The organism is Arenimonas malthae CC-JY-1 (assembly GCF_000747075.1).
Lineage (GTDB): Bacteria > Pseudomonadota > Gammaproteobacteria > Xanthomonadales > Xanthomonadaceae > Arenimonas > Arenimonas malthae.
Map to the genome: position 1 here is coordinate 1 of NZ_AVCH01000174.1, position 24,881 is coordinate 24,881.

At 70.2% G+C, this 24,881-nt stretch carries 20 protein-coding genes; 8 read left to right on the top strand and 12 right to left on the bottom strand.

The window, feature by feature from the left end:
- Both N790_RS10365 and rpoE read right to left on the bottom strand, forming a co-directional pair.
- The coding region (locus N790_RS10365) for a sigma-E factor negative regulatory protein (RefSeq protein ID WP_043803986.1) at positions 1-305 on the bottom strand (305 nt) is incomplete at its 3' end.
- On the bottom strand, positions 302-895 hold the full coding sequence (rpoE, locus tag N790_RS10370; protein WP_084062848.1) for an RNA polymerase sigma factor RpoE: 594 nt from the start codon (positions 893-895) through the stop codon (positions 302-304). The genes rpoE and N790_RS10365, both read right to left, overlap by 4 nt.
- A 150-nt stretch (positions 896-1,045) precedes the next feature.
- On the opposite strand from rpoE, the gene N790_RS10375 reads away from it, so the two are divergent.
- On the top strand, positions 1,046-3,079 hold the full coding sequence (locus N790_RS10375; RefSeq protein ID WP_425388033.1) for a 3-hydroxyacyl-CoA dehydrogenase NAD-binding domain-containing protein: 2,034 nt from the start codon (positions 1,046-1,048) through the stop codon (positions 3,077-3,079).
- A gap of 148 nt (positions 3,080-3,227) precedes the next feature.
- Here N790_RS10375 and N790_RS10380 read toward each other — a convergent pair whose 3' ends face one another.
- From N790_RS10380 to N790_RS10400, 5 genes are all read right to left on the bottom strand, one after another.
- Positions 3,228-3,917 carry a response regulator gene (locus N790_RS10380; RefSeq protein WP_043803970.1) on the bottom strand — a complete coding sequence of 230 codons (690 nt, stop codon included), beginning with the start codon at positions 3,915-3,917 and terminating at the stop codon, positions 3,228-3,230.
- The gene (locus tag N790_RS10385; RefSeq protein WP_043803971.1) at positions 3,910-6,693 is read right to left on the bottom strand and encodes an ATP-binding protein; all 2,784 of its coding nucleotides are present in this window, start codon (positions 6,691-6,693) and stop codon (positions 3,910-3,912) included. The genes N790_RS10380 and N790_RS10385 overlap by 8 nt, the downstream gene beginning before the upstream one ends.
- Positions 6,690-9,023, bottom strand: coding sequence for a bifunctional diguanylate cyclase/phosphodiesterase (locus N790_RS10390; protein WP_043803972.1), 2,334 nt, complete (start codon positions 9,021-9,023; stop codon positions 6,690-6,692). The genes N790_RS10385 and N790_RS10390 overlap by 4 nt, the downstream gene beginning before the upstream one ends.
- Positions 9,024-9,276: 253 nt before the next feature.
- Positions 9,277-9,810, bottom strand: a complete 534-nt coding sequence (locus N790_RS10395; RefSeq protein ID WP_156970037.1) for a hypothetical protein — start codon at positions 9,808-9,810, stop codon at positions 9,277-9,279.
- Positions 9,811-9,907: 97 nt separating this feature from the next.
- Positions 9,908-11,341 carry a transglycosylase SLT domain-containing protein gene (locus tag N790_RS10400; RefSeq protein WP_043803974.1) on the bottom strand — a complete coding sequence of 478 codons (1,434 nt, stop codon included), beginning with the start codon at positions 11,339-11,341 and terminating at the stop codon, positions 9,908-9,910.
- A 127-nt stretch (positions 11,342-11,468) separates the two neighbouring features.
- Between N790_RS10400 and N790_RS10405 the strand changes: the two genes are divergently transcribed.
- On the top strand, positions 11,469-12,962 hold the full coding sequence (locus tag N790_RS10405; RefSeq protein WP_043803975.1) for a helicase HerA-like domain-containing protein: 1,494 nt from the start codon (positions 11,469-11,471) through the stop codon (positions 12,960-12,962).
- A 4-nt stretch (positions 12,963-12,966) separates the two neighbouring features.
- Here the strand turns inward: N790_RS10405 and N790_RS10410 are convergent, their stop codons facing one another.
- Together N790_RS10410 and N790_RS10415 are read right to left on the bottom strand one after the other, a co-directional pair.
- Complete coding sequence (locus N790_RS10410; protein WP_043803976.1) at positions 12,967-14,691, bottom strand: DUF2207 domain-containing protein; 1,725 nt, start codon at positions 14,689-14,691, stop codon at positions 12,967-12,969.
- Positions 14,691-15,233, bottom strand: coding sequence for a LemA family protein (locus tag N790_RS10415; RefSeq protein ID WP_043803977.1), 543 nt, complete (start codon positions 15,231-15,233; stop codon positions 14,691-14,693). The genes N790_RS10410 and N790_RS10415 overlap by 1 nt, the downstream gene beginning before the upstream one ends.
- Positions 15,234-15,350: 117 nt before the next feature.
- Between N790_RS10415 and N790_RS10420 the strand changes: the two genes are divergently transcribed.
- Positions 15,351-16,892: an AbgT family transporter gene (locus tag N790_RS10420; RefSeq protein WP_043803978.1), complete on the top strand. Its 1,542-nt coding sequence runs from the start codon at positions 15,351-15,353 to the stop codon at positions 16,890-16,892.
- Between the two features lie 3 nt (positions 16,893-16,895).
- Complete coding sequence (gene greB, locus N790_RS10425; protein WP_043803979.1) at positions 16,896-17,399, top strand: transcription elongation factor GreB; 504 nt, start codon at positions 16,896-16,898, stop codon at positions 17,397-17,399.
- Positions 17,400-17,402: 3 nt separating this feature from the next.
- Here greB and rimO read toward each other — a convergent pair whose 3' ends face one another.
- Positions 17,403-18,737 (bottom strand): 30S ribosomal protein S12 methylthiotransferase RimO, encoded by a 1,335-nt coding sequence (gene rimO / locus N790_RS10430; protein ID WP_043803980.1) that lies wholly within the window; start codon positions 18,735-18,737, stop codon positions 17,403-17,405.
- A gap of 99 nt (positions 18,738-18,836) precedes the next feature.
- Here rimO and N790_RS10435 point away from each other — a divergent pair, with 99 nt between their 5' ends.
- Genes N790_RS10435 through N790_RS16455 form a run of 3 tightly spaced genes read left to right on the top strand, consistent with a single transcriptional unit; the run spans position 18,837 to position 20,099 of the window.
- Complete coding sequence (locus tag N790_RS10435; RefSeq protein WP_043803981.1) at positions 18,837-19,499, top strand: dienelactone hydrolase family protein; 663 nt, start codon at positions 18,837-18,839, stop codon at positions 19,497-19,499.
- A 2-nt stretch (positions 19,500-19,501) separates the two neighbouring features.
- Positions 19,502-19,924 carry an HIT domain-containing protein gene (locus tag N790_RS10440; RefSeq protein WP_043803982.1) on the top strand — a complete coding sequence of 141 codons (423 nt, stop codon included), beginning with the start codon at positions 19,502-19,504 and terminating at the stop codon, positions 19,922-19,924.
- A gap of 13 nt (positions 19,925-19,937) precedes the next feature.
- Positions 19,938-20,099 (top strand): LiaI-LiaF-like domain-containing protein, encoded by a 162-nt coding sequence (locus tag N790_RS16455; protein WP_169742174.1) that lies wholly within the window; start codon positions 19,938-19,940, stop codon positions 20,097-20,099.
- Positions 20,100-20,113: 14 nt separating this feature from the next.
- Here N790_RS16455 and dcd read toward each other — a convergent pair whose 3' ends face one another.
- Both dcd and apbC read right to left on the bottom strand, forming a co-directional pair.
- Entirely contained in the window at positions 20,114-20,683 is a 570-nt protein-coding gene (dcd, locus tag N790_RS10445; RefSeq protein WP_043803983.1) for a dCTP deaminase, read from the bottom strand.
- 40 nt (positions 20,684-20,723) lie between these two features.
- A complete protein-coding gene (gene apbC / locus N790_RS10450; RefSeq protein WP_043803984.1) occupies positions 20,724-21,812 on the bottom strand; it encodes an iron-sulfur cluster carrier protein ApbC in 1,089 nt (362 codons plus the stop codon).
- Between the two features lie 196 nt (positions 21,813-22,008).
- Here apbC and N790_RS10455 point away from each other — a divergent pair, with 196 nt between their 5' ends.
- Positions 22,009-24,777, top strand: a complete 2,769-nt coding sequence (locus N790_RS10455; protein WP_052385867.1) for a TonB-dependent receptor plug domain-containing protein — start codon at positions 22,009-22,011, stop codon at positions 24,775-24,777.
- Positions 24,778-24,881 lie beyond the last annotated feature (104 nt).

A 24,881-nucleotide genomic window follows, 5' to 3' on the forward strand; every position in this document is an offset into this window, starting at 1 on the left:
AGCACGCCGGGCAGCAGCGCCGCCGCCAGCACCGCCGCCGCGATGCCCGCGGCCCAGGGCCAGCGATGGCCGCGGCGCGGTTCGTCGGCGACGGCCTGGGCGATGCGCGCGGAGAGCGATTCCGGCATGCGCCGAAGCGGCTGTCCGCGCAGGCCGGCCGACGCCAGTTGCCAGCGTTCCCAGTGCGCGCGCAGCGCCGGGTCGTTGGCCAGGCGGCGTTCGAGGAAACGCGCCTCGTCGGCAGGCAGCTCCCCGTCCATCCAGGCACTGAGGTCTTCCAGCAGCTTCGCGTCGGTCTGGCTCATGGGCGCACCCGTTCGTTGTCCATCAGGGGCCTGAGGCGGGCATCGATCGCCTCGCGGGCCCGGAAGATGCGCGAGCGGACGGTGCCGATCGGGCATTGCATCAGCTCCGCGATTTCCTCGTAGCTCAGGCCGTCCACCTCGCGCAGGGTGATGGCCTGGCGCAGTTCCCCGGGCAGCGACGCCACCGTGTCGGTGACGGTCTGCTCGATCTCCTCGCGCAGCAGGTTGTGTTCGGGCGTGTCGTGGTCGTGCAGGCGGCCGGCGCCGGCGTGGTGCTCGGCGTCCTCGGCCGCGATGTCGGCGGTCGGGGGGCGGCGCTTGGCGGCGACGAGGTGGTTCTTGGCGGTGTTCACGGCGATCCGGTAGAGCCAGGTATAGAACTGGGCGTCGCCACGGAAGTTCGCCAGCGCCCGGTAGGCGCGGATGAAGGTTTCCTGGACGATGTCCTGGCTCTCGGCGTGGTCGGGCACGAAGCGGTACACGACGGCGCCGATCCGGTGCTGGTACTTGCGCACCAGCAGGTCGAACGCCGAGTTGTCGCCTGCCTGCACACGCTTGACGAGGGCCAGGTCCAGTTCGTTGTCGCCCATCCGGGCCGCTGCTCCTGCGGCCATCCGGGCCGCTGCTGGGACATCCGTGCCCCGGGAAAGTTCCGCAAGCCCGCCACGCGGCGTTGACCCCCCGGGGTCCTGCACCGATGATACGGCCTCCCCTCCCTACCCTGACGTATGGTGACCGCCATGTTCGACGGACTTCGCCTCGCCCACTGGCAGGCCGACCGCCGCCCCGACGGCATCCTGGTGCTGACCCTCAACCGCGCCGACCAGGGCGTGAACGCCCTGTCCCGGGCCGTGCTCGACGAGCTCGAGGCCATGGTCGAGCGCATCGCGCTGGAGCTGCCCAAGGGCATCGTCATCATTTCCGGCAAGGCCGCCGGCTTCATCCCGGGCGCCGACATCAAGGGCTTCGAGGAAATCGCCGCCAAGGGCCTGGTGGAAGACTGGATCCGCCGCGGCCAGCTGGTGTTCCAGAAGCTGGCCGAGCTGCGCTGCCCCACCGTGGCCGCCATCCATGGCCACTGCATGGGCGGCGGCACCGAGATCGCGCTGGCCTGCCGCTACCGCATCGCCAGCAAGGACGAAAAGACCCGCATCGGCCTGCCCGAGATCAAGCTCGGCATCTACCCGGGCTGGGGCGGCAGCGTGCGCGCGCCGCGCCTCATCGGCGCGCCGGCCGCGATGGACCTGATGCTCACCGGCCGCAGCCTCTCGGCTTCGGCGGCCAAGGCCATGGGCCTGGTGGACCGCGTGGTCGAACCCGCGGTGCTGCTCGACGAAGCCATCAAGCTGGCCCAGCGCGGCACGCAGCGCCCGTTCAAGCAGCGCTTCCTGGGCTGGGCCACCAACACCGGCCTGGCCCGCGCCGTCCTGGCGCCGCAGATGGCCAAGCAGGTCGCGCGCAAGGCCCGCAAGGACCACTACCCCGCCCCGTTCGCGCTGATCGACACCTGGCGCCGCAGCGGCGGCCTGCCCATCCACGCCGCGCTCAAGGCCGAGGCGAAGTCGGTGGTGAAGCTGGCTGGCACGCCCACCGCGCACAACCTGGTGCGGGTGTTCTTCCTGATGGACCGCCTGAAGGGCCTCGGGGGGAAGGACCATGGCATCCGCAAGGTGCACGTGGTCGGCGCCGGCGTGATGGGCGGCGACATCGCCGCCTGGTGCGCGCTGCGCGGCTTCGAGGTGACGCTGCAGGACCGCGAGATGAAATTCATCCAGCCGGCCCTGGACCGCGCCGCGGCGCTGTTCGCCAAGAAGGTGAAGGACGAGGCCAAACGCGCCGCCACCAGCGCGCGCCTGAAGGCCGACGTCGAGGGCGCCGGCGTGGCCGACGCCGACCTGGTCATCGAGGCCATCTTCGAGAACCTCGAGGCCAAGCAGGCGCTGTTCGCCAAGGTCGAGGAAACGCTGAAGCCCGGCGCCATCCTGGTGTCGAACACCTCGTCGATCCCGCTCACCGGGCTGCGCGCGGGCCGCAAGGACCCGGCGCGTTTCGCCGGCCTGCACTACTTCAACCCGGTGGCGCTGATGCCGCTGGTGGAAATCGTGCGCCACGACCAGCTCGACCCCGAGACCGAGCGCCGCCTCGCCGCCTTCTGCAAGGCCATCGACAAGCTGCCGGTGCCGGTGGCGGGCACGCCGGGTTTCCTGGTCAACCGCATCCTGGCGCCGTACATGCAGGAAGCGATCCTGTGCTTCGCCGAAGGCATCCCGGGCCCGGTGATCGACAAGGCGGCGCTGAAGTTCGGCATGCCGATGGGCCCGATCGAGCTGGTGGACACCGTGGGCCTGGACGTGGCCGCCAGCGTCGGCAAGATCATGGCCGACTTCCACGGCCAGGCGCTGCCGGAGGCCTTCAAGGTCGAAGCCGGCAAGCGCGGCAAGAAGGACGGCCAGGGCCTGTACAAGTGGGAAAACGGCAAGCCGGTGAAGCCCGAGGTGCCCAAGGACTACCAGGCGCCGGAAGACCTGGAGGACCGCCTCATCCTGCCGCTGCTCAACGAAGCGGTGGGTTGCCTGCACGACGGCGTGGTGGCCGACGCCGACCTGCTCGACGCCGGCGTGATCTTCGGCACCGGCTTCGCACCCTTCCGCGGCGGCCCCATCCAGCACATCCGCGCGGTGGGTGCCGCCAAGCTCAGGGCGCGGCTGGAAACCCTGGCTGCGCGCCACGGCGGGCGCTTCTCGCCGCGGCCGGGCTGGGACACCCTGGCCTAGGAAAAGCGCGGCCCGGAAAAGAGGTGGCGGGCGGGGGCCCCCTGTGAAGACGGCCCTGCCGGGCCCCCCGGCCCGTAGCCTCGCCAGCCCGCGCGCCACCAGCCGCCACGATGGCGCGGCGGGAGGCGGGCGGGAATAGCGATTTTATTTACCGGCCGCGGTCTTCGTCCGTGCCTTCGATGCCGACCAGGCCGAAGCGGATGCCCAGGCGCACCAGTTCGGCCTGGCTGCGGGCGCCGAACTTGTCGCGGATGCGCGAGCGGAACACGTGCACCGTGGCCGGGCTGATGTCCAGCGCCTGCGCCGTCTCCTTGGCGCTCATGCCGCGCGACATGCAGCGCAGCACCTCGCGCTCGCGCGGCGTCAGGTGGCCGGCACCGCCGGTCGCGGTGCCCTCGCGCCTCGCCAGCGCGCTGGCGGTACGCGAGCACAGGTAGGACTCGCCGCGGGACACCGCTTCGATCGCGGCGACGATTTCCCGCAGTCCCGACCCCTTGTGCACGTAGCCGCGGACACCGCGCTTCATGGCCTCCATGGCGAAGCCCGGGTCGCCGAACATCGACAGGATGACCACCGCCGGCGCCGGATCGACCTGGGCCTTCACCCGGTCGAACACGTCCAGCCCGCCGAGGCCGGGCAAGTCCACGTCCAGCACGATCAGGTCGGGGCGCAGGGCCGTCGCCTTCGCCACCGCGTCGAGGCCGTTGTCGGACTGGCCCACGACCTCGAAGCCGGGCCGGCCCGACAGCACCGCTTCCACGCCATCCCGGATGATCTGGTGGTCGTCCACCAGCAACACGCGGACGGGGCCCTTGCCTGCCCCTGCTTGCTCATTCATCGGCTGCATCCTCCGGAGCGTCGGTTCCCGGGATGTCCTTGGCGGGAAAATCAATGGTGAACCGGGAACCCCGTCCGGGTCGACTGTGGACCCGCAGCCGGGCACCCAGCAAGGCGGTGAGCATGTCGACCATGGCCAGGCCCAGCCCCCAGCCGGGCTGCGCGAGGGTGTCGGCGCCGCGCATGAAAGGCCGCGCCATGTCTGCCTGGTCCGCACGATGGATGCCGACGCCGGTGTCGCAGACGGACACGGAAGCGGCGAGGCCCGCGGGCTTCCGCACCGACACCCAGACCCGCCCGCCGTCGGGCGTGTACTTCACGGCGTTGGCCAGCAGGTTCACCAGCATCTGCCGCACGCGCACCGGGTCTTCGAACAGGCGCACCCGCGCATGCAGGCGCAGGGCGACCTGCTGGCCCTTTTCGCCCGCCTGTGATTCCACCATCGAGACCGCCTGCTCCAGCACGTCGTGAAGGTCCGTCCATTCCGGCGCCAGCGCAAGCTGGCCCGATTCGAGCCTGGCCGCGTCGAGCAGGTCGGCGATCAGGCGCGACGTGTGCAATCCCGTGGCGAGCGCGGAATCGAGCAGGCGGCGCTGCACCGCGCCCAGCTCCCCGAACTGGCCCTCGACCAGGGCTTCGAGCACGTTGTTCACGCCCGACAGCGGGCCGCCGATCTCGTGGCCCAGGCCGGCCAGCAGTTCGGACTTGAGCCGGGCCACGCCCTCGAGCCGGAAGCGCGCCGCCTCGAGCCGCGCGGTGGCGTCGACGCGGTCGTAGAGGGCGCCGATGGCCCGCAGGGTGATCTCGATCGCCGCGCGGTCGGTCGCGTCCAGCCGGGCGATGCGGGGGGAGTCGAGCGCAAGCACGGTGCCGGCGCCACCCACCCTCGGCGCCCGGCACAGCAGCACCGTGGCGTGGCCGGCGAGGGCCGGTTCGATCATGTGCGCGTCGCTGGCCGGCGCAGCGGCGAGCATGCCCGCGACGGCTTCGCCATCGAGCTCGAGGGAGGCGCGGCCGCTGAGCACGGTCACCGGCTGGCCTTCGCCGGTCCGGCCCAGCACGGCGCAGGCACCGGCTTCGTTCATCAGGCGGTCCAGCAGCAACTGCAGCCTCGAGCCATCGTCGAATTCCGGCGACAGCATCAGGTCGTTGACCTCGGAAGTGGCGCGCCCCAGGCGCCTCACCTTCTGCTCGGCTTCGTACTGGGCCGTCATGTCGAAGAGCGCGCCGACCAGCCTGATCGAGAGGCCATCGACCCCGCGCACGGCGCGGCCGGCCACCCGCAGCCGGATCGGCGACAGCATGGCGTCGCTGCGGAACGGCAGTTCAAGGTCGAAGTCCCGGCCCTCGAACCAGGCGCGCGTGAGGTCGCGCTGCAGCTCGCGGCGACCGGCATCATCCAGGCCCGCCAACAGGGGAGACCCCGGGTTCGCCGCCGCCCCGGCCGTAGCCACCTTGAGCAAGGCCAGCGCGCCGCTGGACAGGCGCATCGACGCCTCGGGCCCCTCGGCTTCCCAGAAGCCGACGCGGCCGGCGACCTCGGCCGTCTCCACGAATCGCTGCGTGCGCACCAGCGTGCGGTTGAGTTCCTGCAAGTCGCGCGTGCGGATGTCCAGCCAACGCTCCTGGTTCGCCGCGAGTTGGTCGAGCTCGGCGCGCAGCGCCCTCTCGTGCTCGAGTTTTCCCTCCAGGTCGGCCAAGGCCTCGCGCAGCCGCTGGGCCAGCGCTTCGAAGCTCATGACCAGGTTTGCACCCTCCAATGTCCTGGCCATCAGCGGCTTCGCGGGCACCGTCGCCCCGCCGGTCAACCCGGCGGCCACCCCGTGGACGTAGTCCACGGCTTCCAGCGCCCGCCGGCGGACCAGGCGGCTCGCCGCCAGCACCAGCCCGGAAACCAGCAGCAGCGTCGCCAAGGCGATCGCCACCGGGAACCAGAGGCGGTCGAAGAATTCGGCCGCCGTCTGGCTGTCGGGATGGAAAAGCCAGATCACCCAGCCATCGGCGGTGCGCACTTCCCGCTGCAGCAGTGGCGCATCGGCCAGGGCAAAGGGCCAGCGCCCGGCCAGGCGCCTGTCCAGCGGCTGCAACAAGGGCGCGGCGATGCCGCCCGATGAAGCGATGACCATGCCCTTCGAATCGGTGGCGACGTATTCAAACCCATGCACGCCGCGGTCCGCGGACAACCACTCGTCCAGCTCGTCGAGGTGGATCGAACCCTGCACCACGCGGTCCACGGAACCGTCGCTGCCGCGAACGCCACGCGAGACCGCGACCAGCAGGTCGTCGCCGTAGGTGCGCCCGCGGAAGGCATCGGACACGTACTCTTCGCGACCCGCCAGGATGCTGCGGTAGTACTCGCGGTCGGAGACATCCGCGCCCGTCCACACGCTGCGGCCGGTGGCCGGGTCGATGCGGTCGGGCTGGCCCGCGACGATGCGCCCGTCGGCGCCCACCAGCATGACGGTCACGAAGGCGGGGCTCGACCGCTTCAGCCGCTCCAGCGCGCCTTGCACGCGCGCGGGCGGCGGCGGCGGCCCGGCCAGGTCGGCCGCGGCGACCGCGAGCGCCTGGCGCTGGTCGCGGATGAACTCCTCGACCATGATTCGCGTCGTCTCGGCCGAATGGCGCAGCTGTTCGCGGCGGAAGTCATGCTCGCGCCGCACCTGGTCAAGCAGCATGGCGATGCCCAGCACCAGCATGGGCAGCATGCCAACCGCCACCAGCAAGGCGGCCAGGTAGGCGGATACGGACCGGAGCCCGGCCTTGCGGAGCCTCATGGCGCCTCCGTGGCGCCGGCGACCGCATCAGTCCGGCCCTCGCACCAGGCGACGAACTCGCCGAAGGGCATGGGGCGCCCGACCAGGTAGCCCTGGATCTCGTCGCAGCCGAGCGAGCGCAGCAGGTCGGCCTGCTCCTGCCGTTCGACGCCTTCGGCCACCACGCTGCACGACAGCCCCCGTGCCAACCGGATCACCGTGTCCACCACGATCAGGCTGGCCTTGTCCTCGATCATGCGCCTGACGAAGGACATGTCGATCTTGACCTTCGAGAGCTTGAGCCGGATCAGCGAGCGAAGGTTCGAGTAGCCGGTGCCGAAGTCATCCAGCGAGAGGACGAAGCCGGCGCCGAGCAGGGCATCGATCGCCGCGCTGGTCATGTCGCTGCCGTCCACGAGGACGGACTCGGTGATCTCGAGCACCACCCGGGACGGATCCACGGCGTGCCGCTCGCAGGTCTGCCTGGCGAAGTCCGCCAGCTCGGCGTCGGCGAACTGGGCAGGCGAGACGTTGATCGAGACCTGGGGCACTTCCAGACCCATCCGGCGCATGCGGGCGAAATCGGCGATGGCGCGGTCCAGCATCCAGCGGCCGATGGAGACGATTTCCCCACTCTCCTCCGCCATCGCGATGAACTCCCCCGGGCTGATCGCGCCGATCGTCGGCGAGGCCCAGCGCACCAGGGACTCCAGCCCGCGCAGCTCGCCACCGCTGGCCGACACGGAGGGCTGGAACACGCACTGCAACTCGCCCCTGCCGGCCACGCCCGGCAGCAGGGTGTAGATCTCGCGCCTGCGCCGAAGACGCGCCGCATCGACGGGACCGAACAGGGCGGCCTTGCCCGGGCCCGCGGCGCTCATCATCTCGGCGGCGGCATCCACCAGCTCTTCGACGCTGGGAGCGGAATCGGCCGTCACCAGGCCCAGCCGGAACTTGAGTTTGATCAGCCCCAGGCCTTCGGGCTCGAAGGCACCGGTGATGTCCAGGATGCGCGCCATGCAGCCCGCGGCCTCGATGCCGTCCGCGATCGGCAACAAGCCCACGAACACGTCGCCGGACCGGCGAGTGAGCAGCGCCTCGGGCAAGTTCGAACGGAGGTGGCCGGCGAATGCCCGCAGGACGAGGTCACCCCGGCGATGCCCCAGCAGCGCATTGACCTCCCGGAACCGGTCTATGTTGATCTTGAACAAGACCAACCGCCGCGGGTTCGCGGCAGCGGCGACCTGCGCATCGGCGATGGCGAGGAAAGCGTCGAACGCCAGCAGTCCGGTCAGGGGGTCGAAATCGCCGCGGGTTTCAGCCACCGGGTCGGCGTCATCGCGCTCGATCCTGAGGAAGACCTTCCGCGCACCCTCGGGAATGCCGAAGGGCCAGAGCCGCAGGCGACGACCCGAGAGCGTGCGGATGGAAAGGCTGTGCGCGGCGTCGGCCCGGCCCTCGAGGCCATCGAGCCAGGCGCGAAGTTCGGCTCGCGACTCCTGGCTGAGCAGCGCCAGCAACCGGGCTTCGGCCCCACCGGCCGGCGCCCCCAGCGATTCGAGCAGGGCCGTCGCCGCCGCGGACGCCAGCCACTCCCCGCCCGCAAGGTCCACCTCCAGCCAGGCCCCGTCATCGCCCATCGGCATGGCTTGGGACGGCTCCGCGGACCCCAGCAGCGAAAGCGTGCCGCCAACGCGCCGCAGTTCGCCGTGCCTGCCCAGGGTGATCGCCCCGGTTGCACGCACGGGCAAGCGCCGCCCGTCGGCGCGAACCAGCGTCAGCAGCAAGTCATACGATTCGCCCGTTTCCGCAAGCCGTCGCACGGCGGCTTGCAGGCGGGCCAGCGATTCAGGGGCGTAGAGCTTCTCCTGGCCCTCGAGACCCGGCGGCGGGTCCTTCGGATCCCAGCCCGTCAGCTCGTAGATCTCCCGGGACCACCAGACCTCGTCGGTGCCCGGCTCCCAGGACCAGGCGCCTGCCAGGCCCGGCCGCAGGCTGCCGACGGGCTCGGCTTCCTCGCGCAAGCCGGCGAAAAAGGGTTCAAGGTCGATCTCGCGGATCTCGATCCGCACGGGCCGGCCATTGGCGGAACGCTCCGCCACGCGGGCCATGCCACCCATCTGGTGCCAGCGCGAATCGGCGAAGCGGAAGCGGTAGTTGAACGAGAAAGTATCGTCACCCGACGCCTGGAAAGCCTCGAACGCGCGATAGAAGCGCAACAGGTCGGCCGGATGCACGCGGTCCGACCAGAACGCGAGGGACCGGGCGTCCTCATGGTCCGGCGAATGGCCGGTCATCAGGTACCAGTCCTCCGACCGGTTCACTTCGCCGGTCCTGACGTCCCAATCCACGCGCGCGAAGACGCGTTCGAAGCCTGTGGCTGCGTTTATCTGACTGACTCCCTGCCTTTTGCCCGGCGCGGCCAATTGCCATGCCTGTGTCGTTATTGTCCGCGTTTTCCGGGCGCGGGTACTTGACACAGGTCATGATTTTAGGTACCGGCTGCGCGGACCCGTCAGGGTCCAGGCGGGATTCTCCCGCCGGTTCTCCGGGGCATGCAGGAAGTGTTTAGGAAAGCAGGGCGGACTTCCGTAATCGAAAGCTTTACGCCAGCAGTATTTCTTCGAAGCGGGTCACAAAGCGCGGCATGAACAGGCCCATCTCGTTGCTCAGGTCGTACGTGATCGGGCAAACGGAGGCATCCAGCAGGAAGGCGCCCGACGCGCGCACCGGCGTGCCCGGCTCCATCATTTCCACCGGGGGCGCGACCGACGCCGGCAGGGCCAGCGAAACGCCCCGGAACGGATGCGGGTGGTCGTTGCTCAACACGAAGGCCGGCTGGCGGCTGCCCGCCACCAGTTCCAGCAGCAGCCCCGCACGGCTTCGCCGCACCGAAGCCACCTCGCAGGGCCAGTCGGTGAACTGCCGGCCCGCCCGCTCCAGCAGCATGCCGCGCTGCACCTGCGCGGCGGCCAACCGGGGCACCAGGCCGCGACCCGGGTTGGCGAGGAACTCGTCGCGCTGGTGGAGCACCAGTTCGGTCAGCCGCTCGAAGCCACCCGAGGGCGCGCGGGGATGCGCGAGCAGGTGGGCCATCGGGCTCCACGGGGCGGCAACGAGGGTTTGGTTGTAGCGCATGGCGGGGCTCCTTCGGGATGCCCCACCCTAGTCCCATGCCCGCGGCGGCCCATCGCCACCTTCTGTACCCGGGCTAGTGAATTCCTTTAGGCCGGGCTCAACCGCAGCCCACCAACCTCAATCGCTGGCCGGCGCGGATCACGTAGGGCGCGCGCAGGCCGTTGGCCTTGGCCAGGGCGGTGGCGCCGCCGCAGCCGTGGCGGCGCGAGATGGAGCTGAGCGTGTCGCCGGATTTCACGCGGTAGCCGCGGTCCGGGCCGCGGGTGGCGGTGGCCGGCACGGTGGGCTTGCTGGCCGCCATCAGGGCCACGGCCTGCTGCGCGCGCGGGCCGCTCACGCAGTGCTCGCGGTACAGCGGCGGCACCGCCACCGGCACGCGCAGTTCGGTGCCGGCGGTGATCGCCACGTGCGGCTCGTAGCGCGGGTTGAGGTTGCGCAGCGCGCGGAAGAAACCCTCGCGCGGGCCGCCCAGGCAGATCGCCAGCTGGTAGATCGAGGCCGGGGCCTCGAGCCTGAGCACCGTGGCCGCGCCGTCCACCTTCGGGAATTCCAGGCCGTACTCCTCCGGGTGCAGGAACAGCCAGGCCGCCGCCAGCACGTAGGGCACGTAGTCGCGCGTTTCCGGCGGCAGCTGGGCCTGCACCGACGGGTCCCAGAACGACTTGTCGCCCGCCGCGCGCTTGAGCCGCAGCGCGCGGCCTTCGCCGCCGTTGTAGGCAGCCACCGCGAAGGCCAGGTCGTCGCCCAGCTCGGCGAAACGCTCGTTGAAATAGAGCACGCTCGCGCGCGCCGCCAGCTGCGGGTCGTAGCGGGTGTCGAAGCCTTCGCGCCAGCCCAGGCCGAAACGCGCACCCGTGGCCGGCATGAACTGCAGCGGGCCCGCCGCGCCCGCGCGCGACACCGCGTGCACGCGGCCATTCGATTCCTTGGCCAGGATGCCGAACAGCAGCGCCTCCGGCAGGCCCGCCTGCTCGTACTCGGGCCACATCAGGAAGCGCATCTGCTGGTAGTTCTCCCAGCTGGTGATCAGGCTCGGGCGCATCCAGGTCAGCCATTCTGCCAGCGCCGCCTTCACCGGCTCGTTGAGCTCGATCACCTGGCGCAGGTCGCGGCCGCGCAGCATCGCCACCGGGCGTGCCGCGGCGGGCATGGCGCCGAGCACCGGCGACGCTTCGTCGGCCGGGCGGCCACCGCCGGTGGGCGTGCTGAAGCCTTCGCCGCCGCCCGCCATGCCCGCGCCTTCCTGCACCAGCGCGTCGTAGGCGGCCAGGAAACGCGCGGTGTCGCAGCCGCGGGTGTCGCCGCAGCGGCGGGCGGATTCGAGCAAAGTGGCCGAGGCCTCGCGGATTGATTCGCGGCCCTGCACCGCTTCGCCGCGGCCGAGCTGGGCCAGGCCTTCGCGGAACTGTTCGCTGGCGGCCTCGAGCTGGTCGTAGAGCTTCTGGGCGTTGGCCGGCACGCGGCGGGCTTCGACGGGGGCGGACAGCAGCGCCGCGGCGGCGCACAGGACCAGCAGGAATGAGGGACGCATCGGGGCCTTCCGGGAAACAGGGCGGCAGACTAGCGAGCGATTGCCCGGCGCGGCAAGCGCGGCGCGCGCCCGCCGCCGCTGGCTGCGGCTAGAATCGGGGCGACACGACCCGACGGAGCCTTCCCTGATGAGCGACATCCTGATCGGCAAGGGCGAGCTGCCCGTGCGCCTGCTGGGCAAGTACGGCAACCGCCACGGCCTGGTCGCCGGCGCCACGGGCACCGGCAAGTCGGTGACGCTGATGGTGATGGCGGAAGGCTTCTCGCGGCTGGGCGTGCCGGTGGTGATGGCCGACGTGAAGGGCGACATCGCCGGCCTGGCCATGCCCGGCACCACGAACGAGAAGATCAGCGCGCGCGTGCAGCAGATCGGCGTCGAGGGTTATGCCAACGAAGCCAGCCCGGTGGTGTTCTGGGACCTGTACGGCAAGCTCGGCCACCCGCTGCGCACCACCGTGTCCGAAGTCGGCCCGGCGCTGATGTCGCGCATGCTCGAGCTCAACGACACCCAGTCGGGCGTGATGGACATCGCCTTCAAGCTGGCCGACGACCACGGCCTGCTGCTGCTCGACCTCGACGACCTGCGCGCCCTGCTCAACTTCACCACCGAGAACAAGGCCGAGATCTCGAAGCAGTACGGCCTGGTCAGCCCGCAGTCGGTGGCCGCGATCCAGCGCGCGCTGCTGCGGCTGGAGCAGGACGGCGGCGAGCAGTTCTTCGGCGAACCGGCCCTGCAGCTGGCCGACCTGATGCGCCAGGACATGTCCGGCCGCGGCGTGGTCAACCTCATCGCCGCCGACCAGCTCATCCTCCGCCCGCGCCTGTATTCGAGCTTCCTGCTTTGGCTGCTGAGCGAGCTGTTCGAGACCCTGCCCGAGGTCGGCGACCTGGACGTGCCCAAGCTGGTGTTCTTCTTCGACGAGGCGCACCTGCTGTTCGACGACTGCCCGCCGGTGCTGAAGCAGCGCGTCGAGCAGGTGGTGCGCCTGATCCGCTCCAAGGGCGTCGGCGTCTACTTCTGTTCGCAGAACCCCGACGACGTGCCCGATGAAGTGCTGGGCCAGCTGGGCAACCGCGTGCAGCACGCGCTGCGCGCCTTCACCCCGCGCGACCAGAAGGCCGTGCGCACCGCCGCCGAAACCTTCGTGCAGAACCCGAAGCTCGACGTCGCCCGCGTCATCGGCGAACTCGGCGTGGGCGAAGCGCTGGTGTCGATGCTGCAGGACAAGGGCGTGCCGATGCCGGTGGAGCGCGCGCTGATCGCGCCGCCGCGCTGCCGCATGGGGGCGATCACCGAGGCCGAGCGCGCGCTGGTGCGCAGCCGCAGCCCGGTGGGCGGCAAGTACGACACCGCCGTGAACCGCGAGTCGGCCTTCGAGATGCTGGCCAAGCGGGCGGAACAGGCGGCGGCGCCCGAAGCGCCCGCCGGCAAGGCCCCTGCGCCGGCGCCGCAGGCCGAAGCGAAGACGCCGTCGAAGCTGGACGAATTCCTATGGGGCACCAAGCGCCGCCAGGGCGCGGTCGAGGCCGCGGCCAAGTCGGCCACGCGCACGGTCGCCAACGGCATCGGCCGGCAGATCCTGCGTGGTTTGCTGGGCGGGCTGCTGGGCGGCAAGCGCTGAACCGCTAGCGCCCGCCGCCTCCGCCACCGCCACCACCGCCGCCGGAGAAACCGCCGCCGCCGCTGCCCGAGCTCGAGCCCGGCGGCGAGGCCGACGAGGAAATCGTCTGGCTGAGCGAACTCGACAGGGCCTGGTTCACGCCGCCCAGGCTGAAACCGGCGGCGCCGGTGCCGTGGTACCAGCCCAGGTTGCGCGCGGTTTCCGCCGCCGCCGCCGCGCCGACCGCAGCGGTGAAGCGGCCGGTCCAGGCGTCTTCCACGCCCAGCGCCATCGCGTAGGGCAGCAGGGTTTCGTAGCGTCCGGCGTCGAGCGCGGGCTCCTCGTGGCCGGGGCCGGCCAGGCGCGCCAGTTCGTCCTTCTCGGCCACGCTGAGGTAGAGCTTCAGGCCCTCGATGCGGTCGAGCAGCTTCCGGCCTTCGGCGGTGGGCGCCATCATCGCCCAGCCGGCCAGCACGTGCGCCACCAGCGACAGGCCCATCAGCACCAGGATGGCCGGCACGCCGTGGCCCTGGGCGACGACGAAGGCCAGCGCGCCGTACCCCACCGAAAAAGCCAGGCCGCCCAGCGCGGTGCCGCCGTTGCGCACGAAATACTTCGGCCGCAGGCGGCGCTCGATGGCCTGCATGTGCTGCAGGCGCGAATCGCGCAGCGGCGCGTGGTTGGCCTGCTTCAGTTCCAGGCGCGGGCCGCTGGCGAACAGCGGCGCCAGCAGGGCCGCCTCTGCGGCCAGCGCTGGTTCGGCGGCGCCTTCCACCTGCTGCAGGTACCACTCCTTGCCGCCGGGATTGTTGAGCGTCAGGGCGCCGCGCACGGCCAGGTCCACCAGGTCGGCGTTGTAGCAGGGCGCGTCGTAGAGCATGCGCGTCAGGCAGCGCAGTTCGCCCGGGGAAAACCCTTCCGGCGGCTCGTACTGCGGGAACACCGGGCCGGGCGCCGGGTCGCGGCCGTGCTGGTTCCAACGCCGCCAGTAGAAGGCCAGCAGCAGGCCCAGGCCCACCAGCGCGATGCCGACGCCGGCATTGTCGCGGAAGAACCAGGCGGCGCGCTGCGAGCGCGTGGGCTCGGGCACCACGCCCTTGGGAAAGCGCAGCACGATGGTCAGGCCCAGGCCATTGCCCAGCGTGCGGGTGGCGTCGAACCGGGCGCCGCCGTCGCGCACCTCGGCCCGGTAGTCCTGGCCACGCACGCCGTAGGCGCCGGTCTGGGCTTCGGCGCCGAGCTGCGCCGCCGGCACGGGCTTGGGCAGGGTCACGGTGGCGCCGGCGTGGTCGATCGGGAAGCCCCAGCCCAGGCCGGTGACGTTCCAGTACAGCTCGTCGTGCTTTTCGAAGAAGCCCAGCTGGCGGGTGGTGCGGTAGCGGATGACGTAGCGGTGCTCGGCCGGCACGTCGAGGAACTCGTCGGTTCCCAGGCTGATGCGCACGCCGTTGGCCACGCGTTCCACCGACGCCGCCTCGGGCCGGCCGTTGCGCTCGGCGCCCAGCAGCTCGAAATCCACCTCGACGCGGTTGCCCAGCGGGTCTTCGTAACGCGTGGGGAAGTCGCGGTAGATGCCGCGGCGGATCATCACGCCCTCGGCGCGCACCACGATGGTCTCGGCCACCAGCAGGCTGCCGTCGGGCTGGATGCGCAGGTCGGCGTCGAAGGACAGGATGCGCTCCTGCGCCGCCGCGCCCGGCGCCAGGAGCGCCAGCGCGAAGGCCAGGGCCAGGGCGAACGCGGCGCGCATCAGCCGCCCACCCGCGGTGCCTGCCGTTCGTCGTCGCCGGCCTCGAAGAACTCCGCCTCGCCGAAGCCGAACGCGCGCGCCACCAGCAGGTCGGGGAAACGCTGCACGCCGTCGTTGTTGGCGCGCACGGCGCCGTTGTAGAAGCGGCGCGCGTACTGCAGGTGGTCCTCGACCTCGACCAGGCCGGCCTGCAGCTTCAGGAAGTTCTCGCTGGCCTTGAGCTCGGGGTAGGCCTCGTTGAGCACCACCAGCCGGCCCAGCCCGACCTCCAGCTCGCGCTCGAGCCCGGCCAGCGCGGCCGGCGAGGACGTGGCCAGGGCGCGGGCGCGCAGCTCGGTGACGTTCTCGAGCAGGGCTTTCTCGTGCCCGGCGTAGGCGCGCACGGCCTCCACCAGCCGCGGCACCAGGTCGTGCCGGCGCATCAGCTGAACGTCGATGTCGCTCCAGCCGGCGCGCACCTGATTGCGAAGGCGCACCAGCCGGTTGAAGGCCAGCACGCCCCAGAGCACCACCACGCCAAGAACGACCGCCAGCAGGACCATGGTCCCCTCCCCCGCGATAACCGGCCCCGATTATCCACGCCTCACGTGCGTCGCGCGCGGCCTCGGTTATAGTCCCGGGCCCCGGGCCGAGCCTGCCCCACGACACCGGAGACCCCGATGACCGATTCCACGCCCGCCCGCCCCAGCGCGGTGGACCGCTTCCTGGCCGTGGTCGAACGCGCCGGCAACACCCTGCCCCACCCGGCGACGCTGTTCTTCCTGCTCACGGTCGGGGTGGTCATCGCCAGCGCCGTGGTGGCCCAGTTCGACGTGGGCGTGGTGCACCCCAAGACCGGCGACATCGTCACCCCGGTCAACCTGCTCAGCGTGGACGGCCTGCAGCGCATCATGGGCGGCCTGGTCACCAACTTCACCGGCTTCGCGCCGCTGGGCACCGTGCTGGTGGCCCTGATCGGCATCGGCGTGGCCGAACACAGCGGCCTGATCGGCGCCTGCCTGCGCATCGTGGTGCTGAACGCGCCGCGCTTCCTGCTCACGCCCATCGTGGTGTTCGCCGGCGTGATGTCGAACATGGCCAGCGAAATCGGCTACGTGCTGCTGGTGCCGCTGGCGGGCCTGCTGTACGTGGCCGCCGGCCGGCACCCGATCCTGGGCATCGCCGCGGCCTTCGCGGGCGTGTCGGGCGGTTATTCGGCGAACCTGCTGCTGGGCACCATCGACCCGCTGCTTTCGGGCCTGTCGCAGGAAGCCGCGCAGATCGTCGACCCGGACTACACCGTCAGCCCGGCCGCCAACCTGTTCTTCATGCAGGCCTCGACGCCGCTGGTGACCCTGCTGGGCTGGTTCGTGACCGAGAAGATCGTGGCGCGGCGCTTCCCGGACGGGAACTACGGCCGCGGCGACGAGAAAATAGATCCGCTCAGCCCGGCCGAGAAGCGCGGCCTGGCCTATGCCGGCATCGCCACCGCGGTGCTCACCGCGCTGGTGCTGTGGGCCACCGTGCCCGCCGACGGCGCCCTGCGCATCGCCGGCGAGAGCGACGTGCTCAAGTCGCTGGCGCCCTTCCTGCACGGCATCGTGGCGCTGATCTTCGTGGCCGGCGGCCTGGTGGGCATCGCCTATGGCGTCGGCGCCGGCACCATCCGCAGCGACACCGACGTGATCAACGGCATGTCCAAGTCCATGGGCACGCTGGCCAGCTACCTGGTGCTGGTGTTCTTCGCGGCGCAATTCGTGGCCCTGTTCAACTGGACCCAGCTGGGCCTGATCTTCGCGGTCGAGGGCGCCGAGTTCCTGAAGTCGGTGGGCCTGCCCAAGATCCCGCTGCTGCTGTGCTTCATCCTGCTCACGGCGGTGGTGAACCTGGCCATGGGCTCGGCCTCGGCCAAGTGGGCGCTGATGGCGCCGGTGTTCGTGCCCATGTTCATGCTGCTGGGCTATTCGCCGGAAGTCACCCAGACCGCCTACCGCGTGGGCGACTCGGTGACCAACATCATCTCGCCGATGATGAGCTACTTCGCCCTGGTCATCGCCTTCCTGCAGCGCTACGAGCCCAAGGCCGGCATCGGCACCGTGGTGGCGACCATGATCCCGTACTCGATCACCTTCCTGCTGGGCTGGTCGGTGCTGTTCGCGCTGTGGATCGCCCTGGGCCTGCCGCTGGGCCCGGGCGCGCCGCTGGTCTATCCGGCGGGCTGAGCCATGGCGCGCTGGCGGCCGCCGGGCGAAAAGTCCACGGCGATCATCACCCGCGCCGGCTTCGAACGCCTGCGCGCGGAGCTCGACGACCTCTGGCGGGTGCGCCGGCCCGAGGTCGTGCGCGCGCTGGCCGCCGCGGCGGCCGAGGGCGACCGGAGCGAAAACGCCGAATACACCTACCGCAAGAAGCAGCTGGGCGAGATCGACCGCCGGGTGCGCTACCTGAGCAAGCGCCTGGAGGTGCTGAAGGTGCCCGAGGGCCGGCCGTCCGACCCGGCGATGGTCTTCTTCGGCGCCTGGTTCGAGATCGAGCACTGCGACAGCGGCGAATGCCAGCGCTACCGCATCGTCGGCCCCGACGAGACCGACGCGAAGACCGGCCACATCAGCGTGGACTCGCCGCTGGCGCGCGCCGTGCTGCGCAAGCGCCTGGACGACGAGGTCGAGGTGCACCTGCCGGCCGGGCCGGCGCGCTATTTCATCATCGCCGTCGACTACGAGCCGTAGCGATCAGTCTTCGTCGTCGCCGACCAGGCCGAACAGGTCGTGCTCGTCGCTGCCCATGATGCGCACTTCGCAGAAATCGCCGGGCCTGAGGCCGGCGGCGGCGCCGTCCTGGATCTGCACCAGGCCGTCGATTTCCGGCGCGTCGGCCTTCGAGCGGCCGATGGCCAGCTCGCCGTCGATCTCGTCCACCAGCACCGTCTGCACGGTGCCGACCTTGCGCTCGAGCTTTTCGGCGCTGATCTGCGCCTGCAGCTCCATGAAACGCGCCAGCCGCTCCTGCTTCACTTCCTCGGGCACCGCGCCCGGCAGGTCGTTGGCGCTGGCGCCTTCCACCGGCGAATAGGCGAAGGCGCCGACGCGGTCGAGTTCGGCCTGGTCCAGGAAGGACAGCAGCTGCTCGAAGTCTTCCTCGGTTTCGCCCGGGAAGCCGACGATGAAGGTGCTGCGGATCGTCAGCTCGGGGCAGACGGCGCGCCAGCGCTGGATGCGCTCGAGGGTCTTGTCCACCGCGCCCGGGCGCTTCATGAGCTTGAGGATGCGCGGGCTGGCGTGCTGGAACGGGATGTCGAGGTAAGGCAGCAGCTTGCCCTCGGCCATCAGCGGGATGACGTCGTCCACGTGCGGGTACGGGTAGACGTAGTGCAGGCGGGTCCAGAGGCCCAGCTCCGACAGGCCCTCGCAAAGGCCCTTCATGCGCGTGGCGTACTGGCGGCCGCGCCATTCGCCCGGGGCGTACTTCAGGTCCACGCCGTAGGCACTGGTGTCCTGCGACACCACCAGCAGCTCCTTCACCCCGCCGCGGGCCAGCTTTTCGGCCTCGCGCAGCACGTCGCCCACCGGCCGCGACACCAGGTCGCCGCGCATCGAGGGAATGATGCAGAAGCTGCAGCGGTGGTTGCAGCCCTCGGAAATCTTCAGGTAGGCGTAGTGCTTCGGGGTCAGCTTCAGGCCGTAGTCGGGCACCAGGTCCACGAACGGGTCGTGTTTCGGCGGAAGGGCCTGGTGCACGGCGCTCATCACGCTGGCGTAGTCCTGCGGGCCGCTGATCGACAGCACGCCCGGGTGGGCCTCGCGGATCTGCTCGGGGCGCTTGCCCAGGCAGCCGGTGACGATGACCTTGCCGTTCTCGGCCAGGGCCTCGCCGATGGCGTCCAGGCTCTCGGCCACGGCCGAATCGATGAAGCCGCAGGTGTTGACCACCACCACGTCGGCGGCGTCGTAGGTGGGGACGATCTCGTAGCCCTCGACCCGTAGCTGGGTCAGAATGCGTTCGGAGTCTACGAGGGCCTTCGGGCAGCCGAGGCTGACGAAGCCCACCTTGGGGTGGCTGGCGGACATGGGGATGCGGGGTTCGGGCGGGGGGCGGAGTATACCCCTCGCGGGCGCCCCGGCCGGTGTAGGCTAGCCCATCGGACCAACGCGGCAGGGGAGCCAGCCATGGGCCAGACGATTTCCATCAGTACCCGCCACGGGCGGATTTCCGGCTGGCAGGCCAAGCCGCACGACAAGCCCCGCGGCGCCCTGATCGTGGTGCAGGAAATCTTCGGGGTGAACCCGCACATCCGCCAGGTCGCCGACCGCTTCGCCAACTACGGCTACATCGTGGTGGCGCCGGCCCTGTTCGACCTGGTCAAACCCGGCACCGAGCTGGCCTACGACGAGGCCGGGGTGAAGGAAGGCCGGGAACTGGCCGAGGAGCTGGGCTTCAACGGCGCCCTCGACGGCGTGCGCGGCGCCTACGACCTGCTTGAGGCCGAACACCGGGTCGGCGTGGTGGGCTTCTGCTGGGGCGGCACCGTCGCCTTCCTCACCAACACCCGGCTCGGCCTGCCGGCGGTGAGCTACTACGGCGGCCGCACCGTACCCTTCCTGCACGAGCGCCCCAAGGCGCCGCTGATGCTGCACTTCGGCGAAAACGACCCACTGATCCCGCCTGAGGACGTGGCCAAGCACCGCGAGGCGCTCTCTTCGGCCGAAATCCACGTCTGGCCGGGTGCCGGCCATGGCTTCAACTGCGACCAGCGCGCCGACTACAACGAGGACGTTTCCAAACAGGCCCTGGAGCGCACCCTGTCCTTCTTCCAGAAGACCCTGCGCTGACCGTGGGCGGCTTCGAACTCGACCCGCGCCTGGCGGGCGACACCCTGCTGGTGGCCGACGGCCCGCTGAGCCAGCTGCGGCTGATGGACGACGCCCGTTTCCCCTGGCTGGTGCTGGTGCCGCGCGTGCCCGGGGCGGTGGAATGGCTCGACCTGTCCGGCGACCAGCAGCGCCTGCTGCTGGCCGAACTCAACCTCGCCGGCCGGCTGCTGCGCGGCCTGGGGCCGGTGCACAAGCTCAACATCGGCGCGCTGGGCAACGTGGTGCGCCAGCTGCACGTGCACGTGGTGGCGCGCCAGGAAGGCGACGCGGCCTGGCCGGGCCCGGTCTGGGGCGCCGGCGCGCGCGAGCCTTACGTGGCGGAACGGCGGGTGGCGCTGCTATCGTCGCTGCGCCAAGGCCTGGGCGACTTCCCGGGCGACTGACCCGGAGCAGACCATGAAATCCAACCTCGTCCCCGCCCTGATCCTGATCGTGCTGGGCGCGCTGCTGCTGGCCAACAACCTGGTGCCCGAGTTCCGCATCTGGGCGGTGCTGGTCGACTGGTGGCCGCTGGCCCTGATCGTGCTGGGCGTGAGCATGCTGTTCAAGCGGGGCTGAGCCCCGCCCCGCGCTCAGGTGCGCGGCAGGGTGACGCCGGTCTGGCCCTGGTACTTGCCGCCGCGGTCCTTGTAGCTAGTTTCGCAGACTTCGTCGGACTGGAAGAACAGCATCTGCGCCACGCCCTCGCCGGCGTAGATCTTGGCCGGCAGCGGCGTGGTGTTGCTGAATTCCAGGGTCACGTGGCCCTCCCACTCCGGCTCGAGCGGCGTGACGTTGACGATGATGCCGCAGCGGGCATAGGTGCTCTTGCCTAGGCACACCACCAGGGTGTCGCGCGGGATGCGGAAGAACTCCACCGTGCGCGCCAGCGCGAAGCTGTTGGGCGGGATGATGCAGACGTCGGACTCGATGTCCACGAAGCTCGACGGGTCGAACGCCTTGGGGTCGACGATGGTCGAGTTGATGTTGGTGAAGATCTTGAACTCGCGCGCGCAGCGCACGTCGTAGCCGTAGCTCGAGGTGCCGTAGCTGACGATGCGGTGGCCGTCGGCGGCGTGCTTGACCTGGCCCGGCTCGAAGGGCTCGATCATGCCCTGCTGCTCGGCCATGCGGCGGATCCACTTGTCGGACTTGATGCTCATGCGGTTCGGGCTCGGGGGCGAAAGGCCGGATTCTACCGGCTCAGGTGTTGCTGATGACGATGTTCGGGAAGCCGATGGCCTTGTTCCGGGCCTGGAGGGACAGCCGGGCTGCGGTGCGCCGGGCGATGTCGCGGTAGGCCAGGGCCAGGGGCGAGGCCGGGTCGGCGGCCACGGTGGGCACGCCCGAGTCGGCCTGCTCGCGGATGCGGATGTCCAGCGGCAGCGAGCCCAGCAGGGGCACGCCGTACTGGGCCGCCATGCGCTCGCCGCCGCCGGCGCCGAACACGTGCTCGGCGTGGCCGCAGTTCGAGCACATGTGCACGGCCATGTTCTCGACGATGCCCAGCACCGGTACGTCCACCTTGGAAAACATCTGCAGGGCCTTGCGCGCGTCGAGCGTGGCGATGTCCTGGGGCGTGGTGACGATCACCGCGCCCGAGACCGGCACGCGCTGGCACAGGGTGAGCTGGATGTCGCCGGTGCCCGGCGGCAGGTCGATGACCAGGTAGTCCAGGCCCTGCCAGCGGGTGTCGTTGAGCAGCTGCTGCAGGGCCTGGGTGACCATGGGGCCACGCCAGATCATGGGCGTGTCCTCGCCGATCAGCAGCCCGATGGACATGGCCTGCAGGCCGTGGTTGCGCTTGGGTTCGATGGACTTGCCGTCCGGGCTGTCCGGCCGGCCGTCCAGGCCCAGCATCTTCGGGATGGAGGGGCCGTAGATGTCGGCGTCGAGCACGCCCACCGTGGCGCCCTCGGCCTGGAGGGCCAGGGCCAGGTTCACGGCGGTGGTGGACTTGCCCACGCCGCCCTTGCCCGAGGCCACGGCGATGATGTTGCGGACTTCGGGCATCGGGGTCAGGTCCTTCTGGACCTTGTGGGCGTGCACCCGCGAGCCGACCGAGACCGTGGCCTGCTCCACCCCGGGCAGGGCCTCCAGGCAGGCGCGGGCCTCGGCCGCCAGCGCCTCGTGCCAGCCACGCGCCGGGTAGGCCAGCTGCAGCTCCACGGCCACCCGGCCGCCGTCGATGCCGATGCCGCGCACGCTGCCCTGGTCCACCAGGCCCTGGCCGGTGTGGGGATCGCGCAGGGCGGCCAGCGCGGCGGTGACGGTGGATTGGCTGGGGGACATCGGCAAACTCCTTGAAACCATGGGATTTCCCGGGCCGCCGGGGGAGGCGGATTCAGGTTCGCGAATTGGCAAGCGCTGCACATGTTTTCCGCAGCGGCGTTGTGTTACGTTCCGGTTAAGGCAGGAGGGGTTTCGACCTGCCCGATCGCAAAACAACCAGTTACAGACAACAACAGCGACCATTCTAGGGGGTCCAATGAAGACTGCTCCAATCGCCGGGTATCGCCGTTCGGTGCTTGCCCGTTCGCTCGCCCTTGCCCTGACGCTTCCGATCGCCTTCTCCGCCGCCGCGCAGGAAGCCACGGACGAGGACGAGGAATCCACCGATGAGACGACCCAGCTCGACGCCGTCGAGGTCGTGGGCTCCCGCATCAAGCGCGCCGAGATCGAAGGCCCGTCGCCGGTCACGGTGATCACCTCGGCCCAGATCGAGGCCGAAGGCTTCAACACCGTCTACGACGCGCTCAACACGCTGACCCAGACCACCGGTTCGATCCAGAACGAGCTGACCCAGAACGGCTTCACCCCGAACGCCCAGGTGCTGAACCTGCGCGGCCTCGGCCCGGGCCGCGTGCTGACCCTGATCAACGGCCGCCGCGCCGCTGACTACCCGCTGCCCTACAACGGCCAGTCGAACTTCGTGAACCTGTCCTCGGTCCCGGCCGCGGCGGTCGAGCGCATCGAGCTGCTGGCCGGCGGCGCTTCCGCCATCTACGGTTCGGACGCGGTCGCGGGCGTGGTCAACATCGTCCTCAAGACCAACTTCGAGGGCCAGTACCTCTCCTACCTCACCGGCAAGCCCAGCCGTGGCGGCGCCCCGACCAACGACCTGCAGTGGGTCGGTGGCAACACCGGCGACCGCTGGAGCCTGACCTACGCGGTGGAGTACTACGACCGCGGCGCGATGTACGCGTCCGAGCGTGACTTCATGGACTCCTACCGCGACGACCCGAGCGTCGACCCGTCCGCCGCCACCGCCGTGCAGGGCATCCGCCTGCGCGACCGCCTGATCGGCACCGGCGCCAGCAGCCAGGTCTGGCAGGATGGCGAAGACCTCGCCTCCACCTGCGCCCGCTGGGGCGGCGACTTCGAGATCGATGCGCGTCCCACCGGCTCCTGGTGCGGCTACTACGGCTACCCGGCCACCCAGGCCATCCGCAACTCGGACGAGAACATCTCGGGTTACGTCTACGGCACCCTCGACATCAGCGACAACCTGCAGGGCTTCGCCAGCCTGAACGTGTGGGATTCGCAGGCCTCGGCCGCGTCCGCCACCCAGTTCTGGTCGGTGCCGCTGTACTACGACGTGAACTTCGGCTCGATCATGGACGGCCAGCGCATCTTCACGCCGAACGAAGTCGGCGGTACCGACGCGCAGCAGACCGTGTTCAACGAACAGGCGATCGACTTCTCGGCCGGCCTGCGCGGCTCGATGATGGACAACCGCTTCGACTGGGATTTCACCGTCAGCCACTCGCGCTACGAGACCAACAACGACCGTCCGCGCTTCCTGGCCCAGGAACTGACCAACTTCTTCCTCGGCCCGCGCCTCGGCACCGTGTCCGGCTTCGCCGCCTACGCGCTGAACCAGGATCGTTACTTCAACCCGATCACCCCGGCCGAGTTCGCGGCGATGTCCACCATCGTCAAGACCCGCGCCGACTCCAGCGCCTCCACCGCGCAGTTCGTGCTCTCCGGCGACCTGTTCGAGCTGCCGGCCGGCCCGCTCTCCTTCGCGGCCGTGCTTGAAGCCGGCACCCAGGAGTACGAGCTCAACGCCGACCCGCGCATCCTCCCGGGCCAGAACATCATCTACAACCTGACCGGCACCGGCGGCGGCGGCGACCGCAACCGCTACGCCATCGGCTCGGAGTTCGCGATCCCGGTCACCGACACCTTCAAGGCCACGCTGGCGGCGCGCTACGACCTGTACGACGACATCACCCAGGTCGACAACGCGTTCACCTGGAACGCCGGCCTCGAGTGGCGTCCGTTCGACAACCTGCTGCTCCGCGGCGCCTACAGCACCTCGTTCCGCGCCCCGGACATGCACTTCATCTTCGCCGACGAGTCGGGCTTCTTCTCGACCGTGTTCGACGAATACGCCTGCCGCAACGCCGGCAACACCGTCACCCAGTGCGGCAACAACGCCACCTGGAACTACTCGGCGTTCGGCGTCCGCCAGGGCAACCCGGACCTCGAGGAGGAAGAGGGCAATTCGTTCACCGTCGGCATGGTGTGGGACATCGTCGACAACCTGTCGTTCACGGTCGACTACTACAAGGTCGAACTCGAGGGCGTGGTCGGCGACATCAGCTCGGCCTACATCCTGCAGAACGAAGCCGACTGCCGCCTGGGCACCGACCGCCAGGGCAACGCGGTGGACGGCAGCTCCGCGTTCTGCCAGTTCATCCTCGACAGCGTGATCCGCACCGTGGGTGGCCCGAACGACGGCCGCATCGAGCAGGTCAACCGTGGCCCGATCAACCGTTCGTACATCTCGAACGAGGGCATCGACGCCAGCCTGCGCTACGACATGGACACCGACCGCTACGGCAACTTCAGCTACCAGCTGTCGTGGTCGCACGTCCTTGACCAGAAGTTCGCCGAGTTCGCGGGCGAGCCGCGCGACAGCTACCGCGACGACCTGACCAACTTCGACTTCCGCTCCCGCATGCGCGGCAGCGTGTCGTGGGAGTACAAGGACCTGAACGTCACGGTGTTCGGCCTCCGCTACGGTTCGCTGCCGAACTGGGCCGAGACCGGCCGCATCGCGCCCTACCACGTCTACAACCTCAACGTTGGCTACGAGTTCACCGAGAACTTCAGCGCCAACCTGATCGTCAACAACGTGCTGGACAAGATCGCCCCGAAGGACGACACCTTCTTCACCTACCCGTTCTTCTGGCGCGCCTACAGCCCGATCGGCCGCGAGGTCTTCGTGCAGGCGAACTTCCGCTGGTAAGACGGCAGCATCGGTCCACGTGACCCGGGGCCCGGCGAAAGCCGGGCCCTTTTTTCATGGTCTTCTCCCAAGTCCGGGAAGGCCTGGGCGGTTTCTCTCTGTCG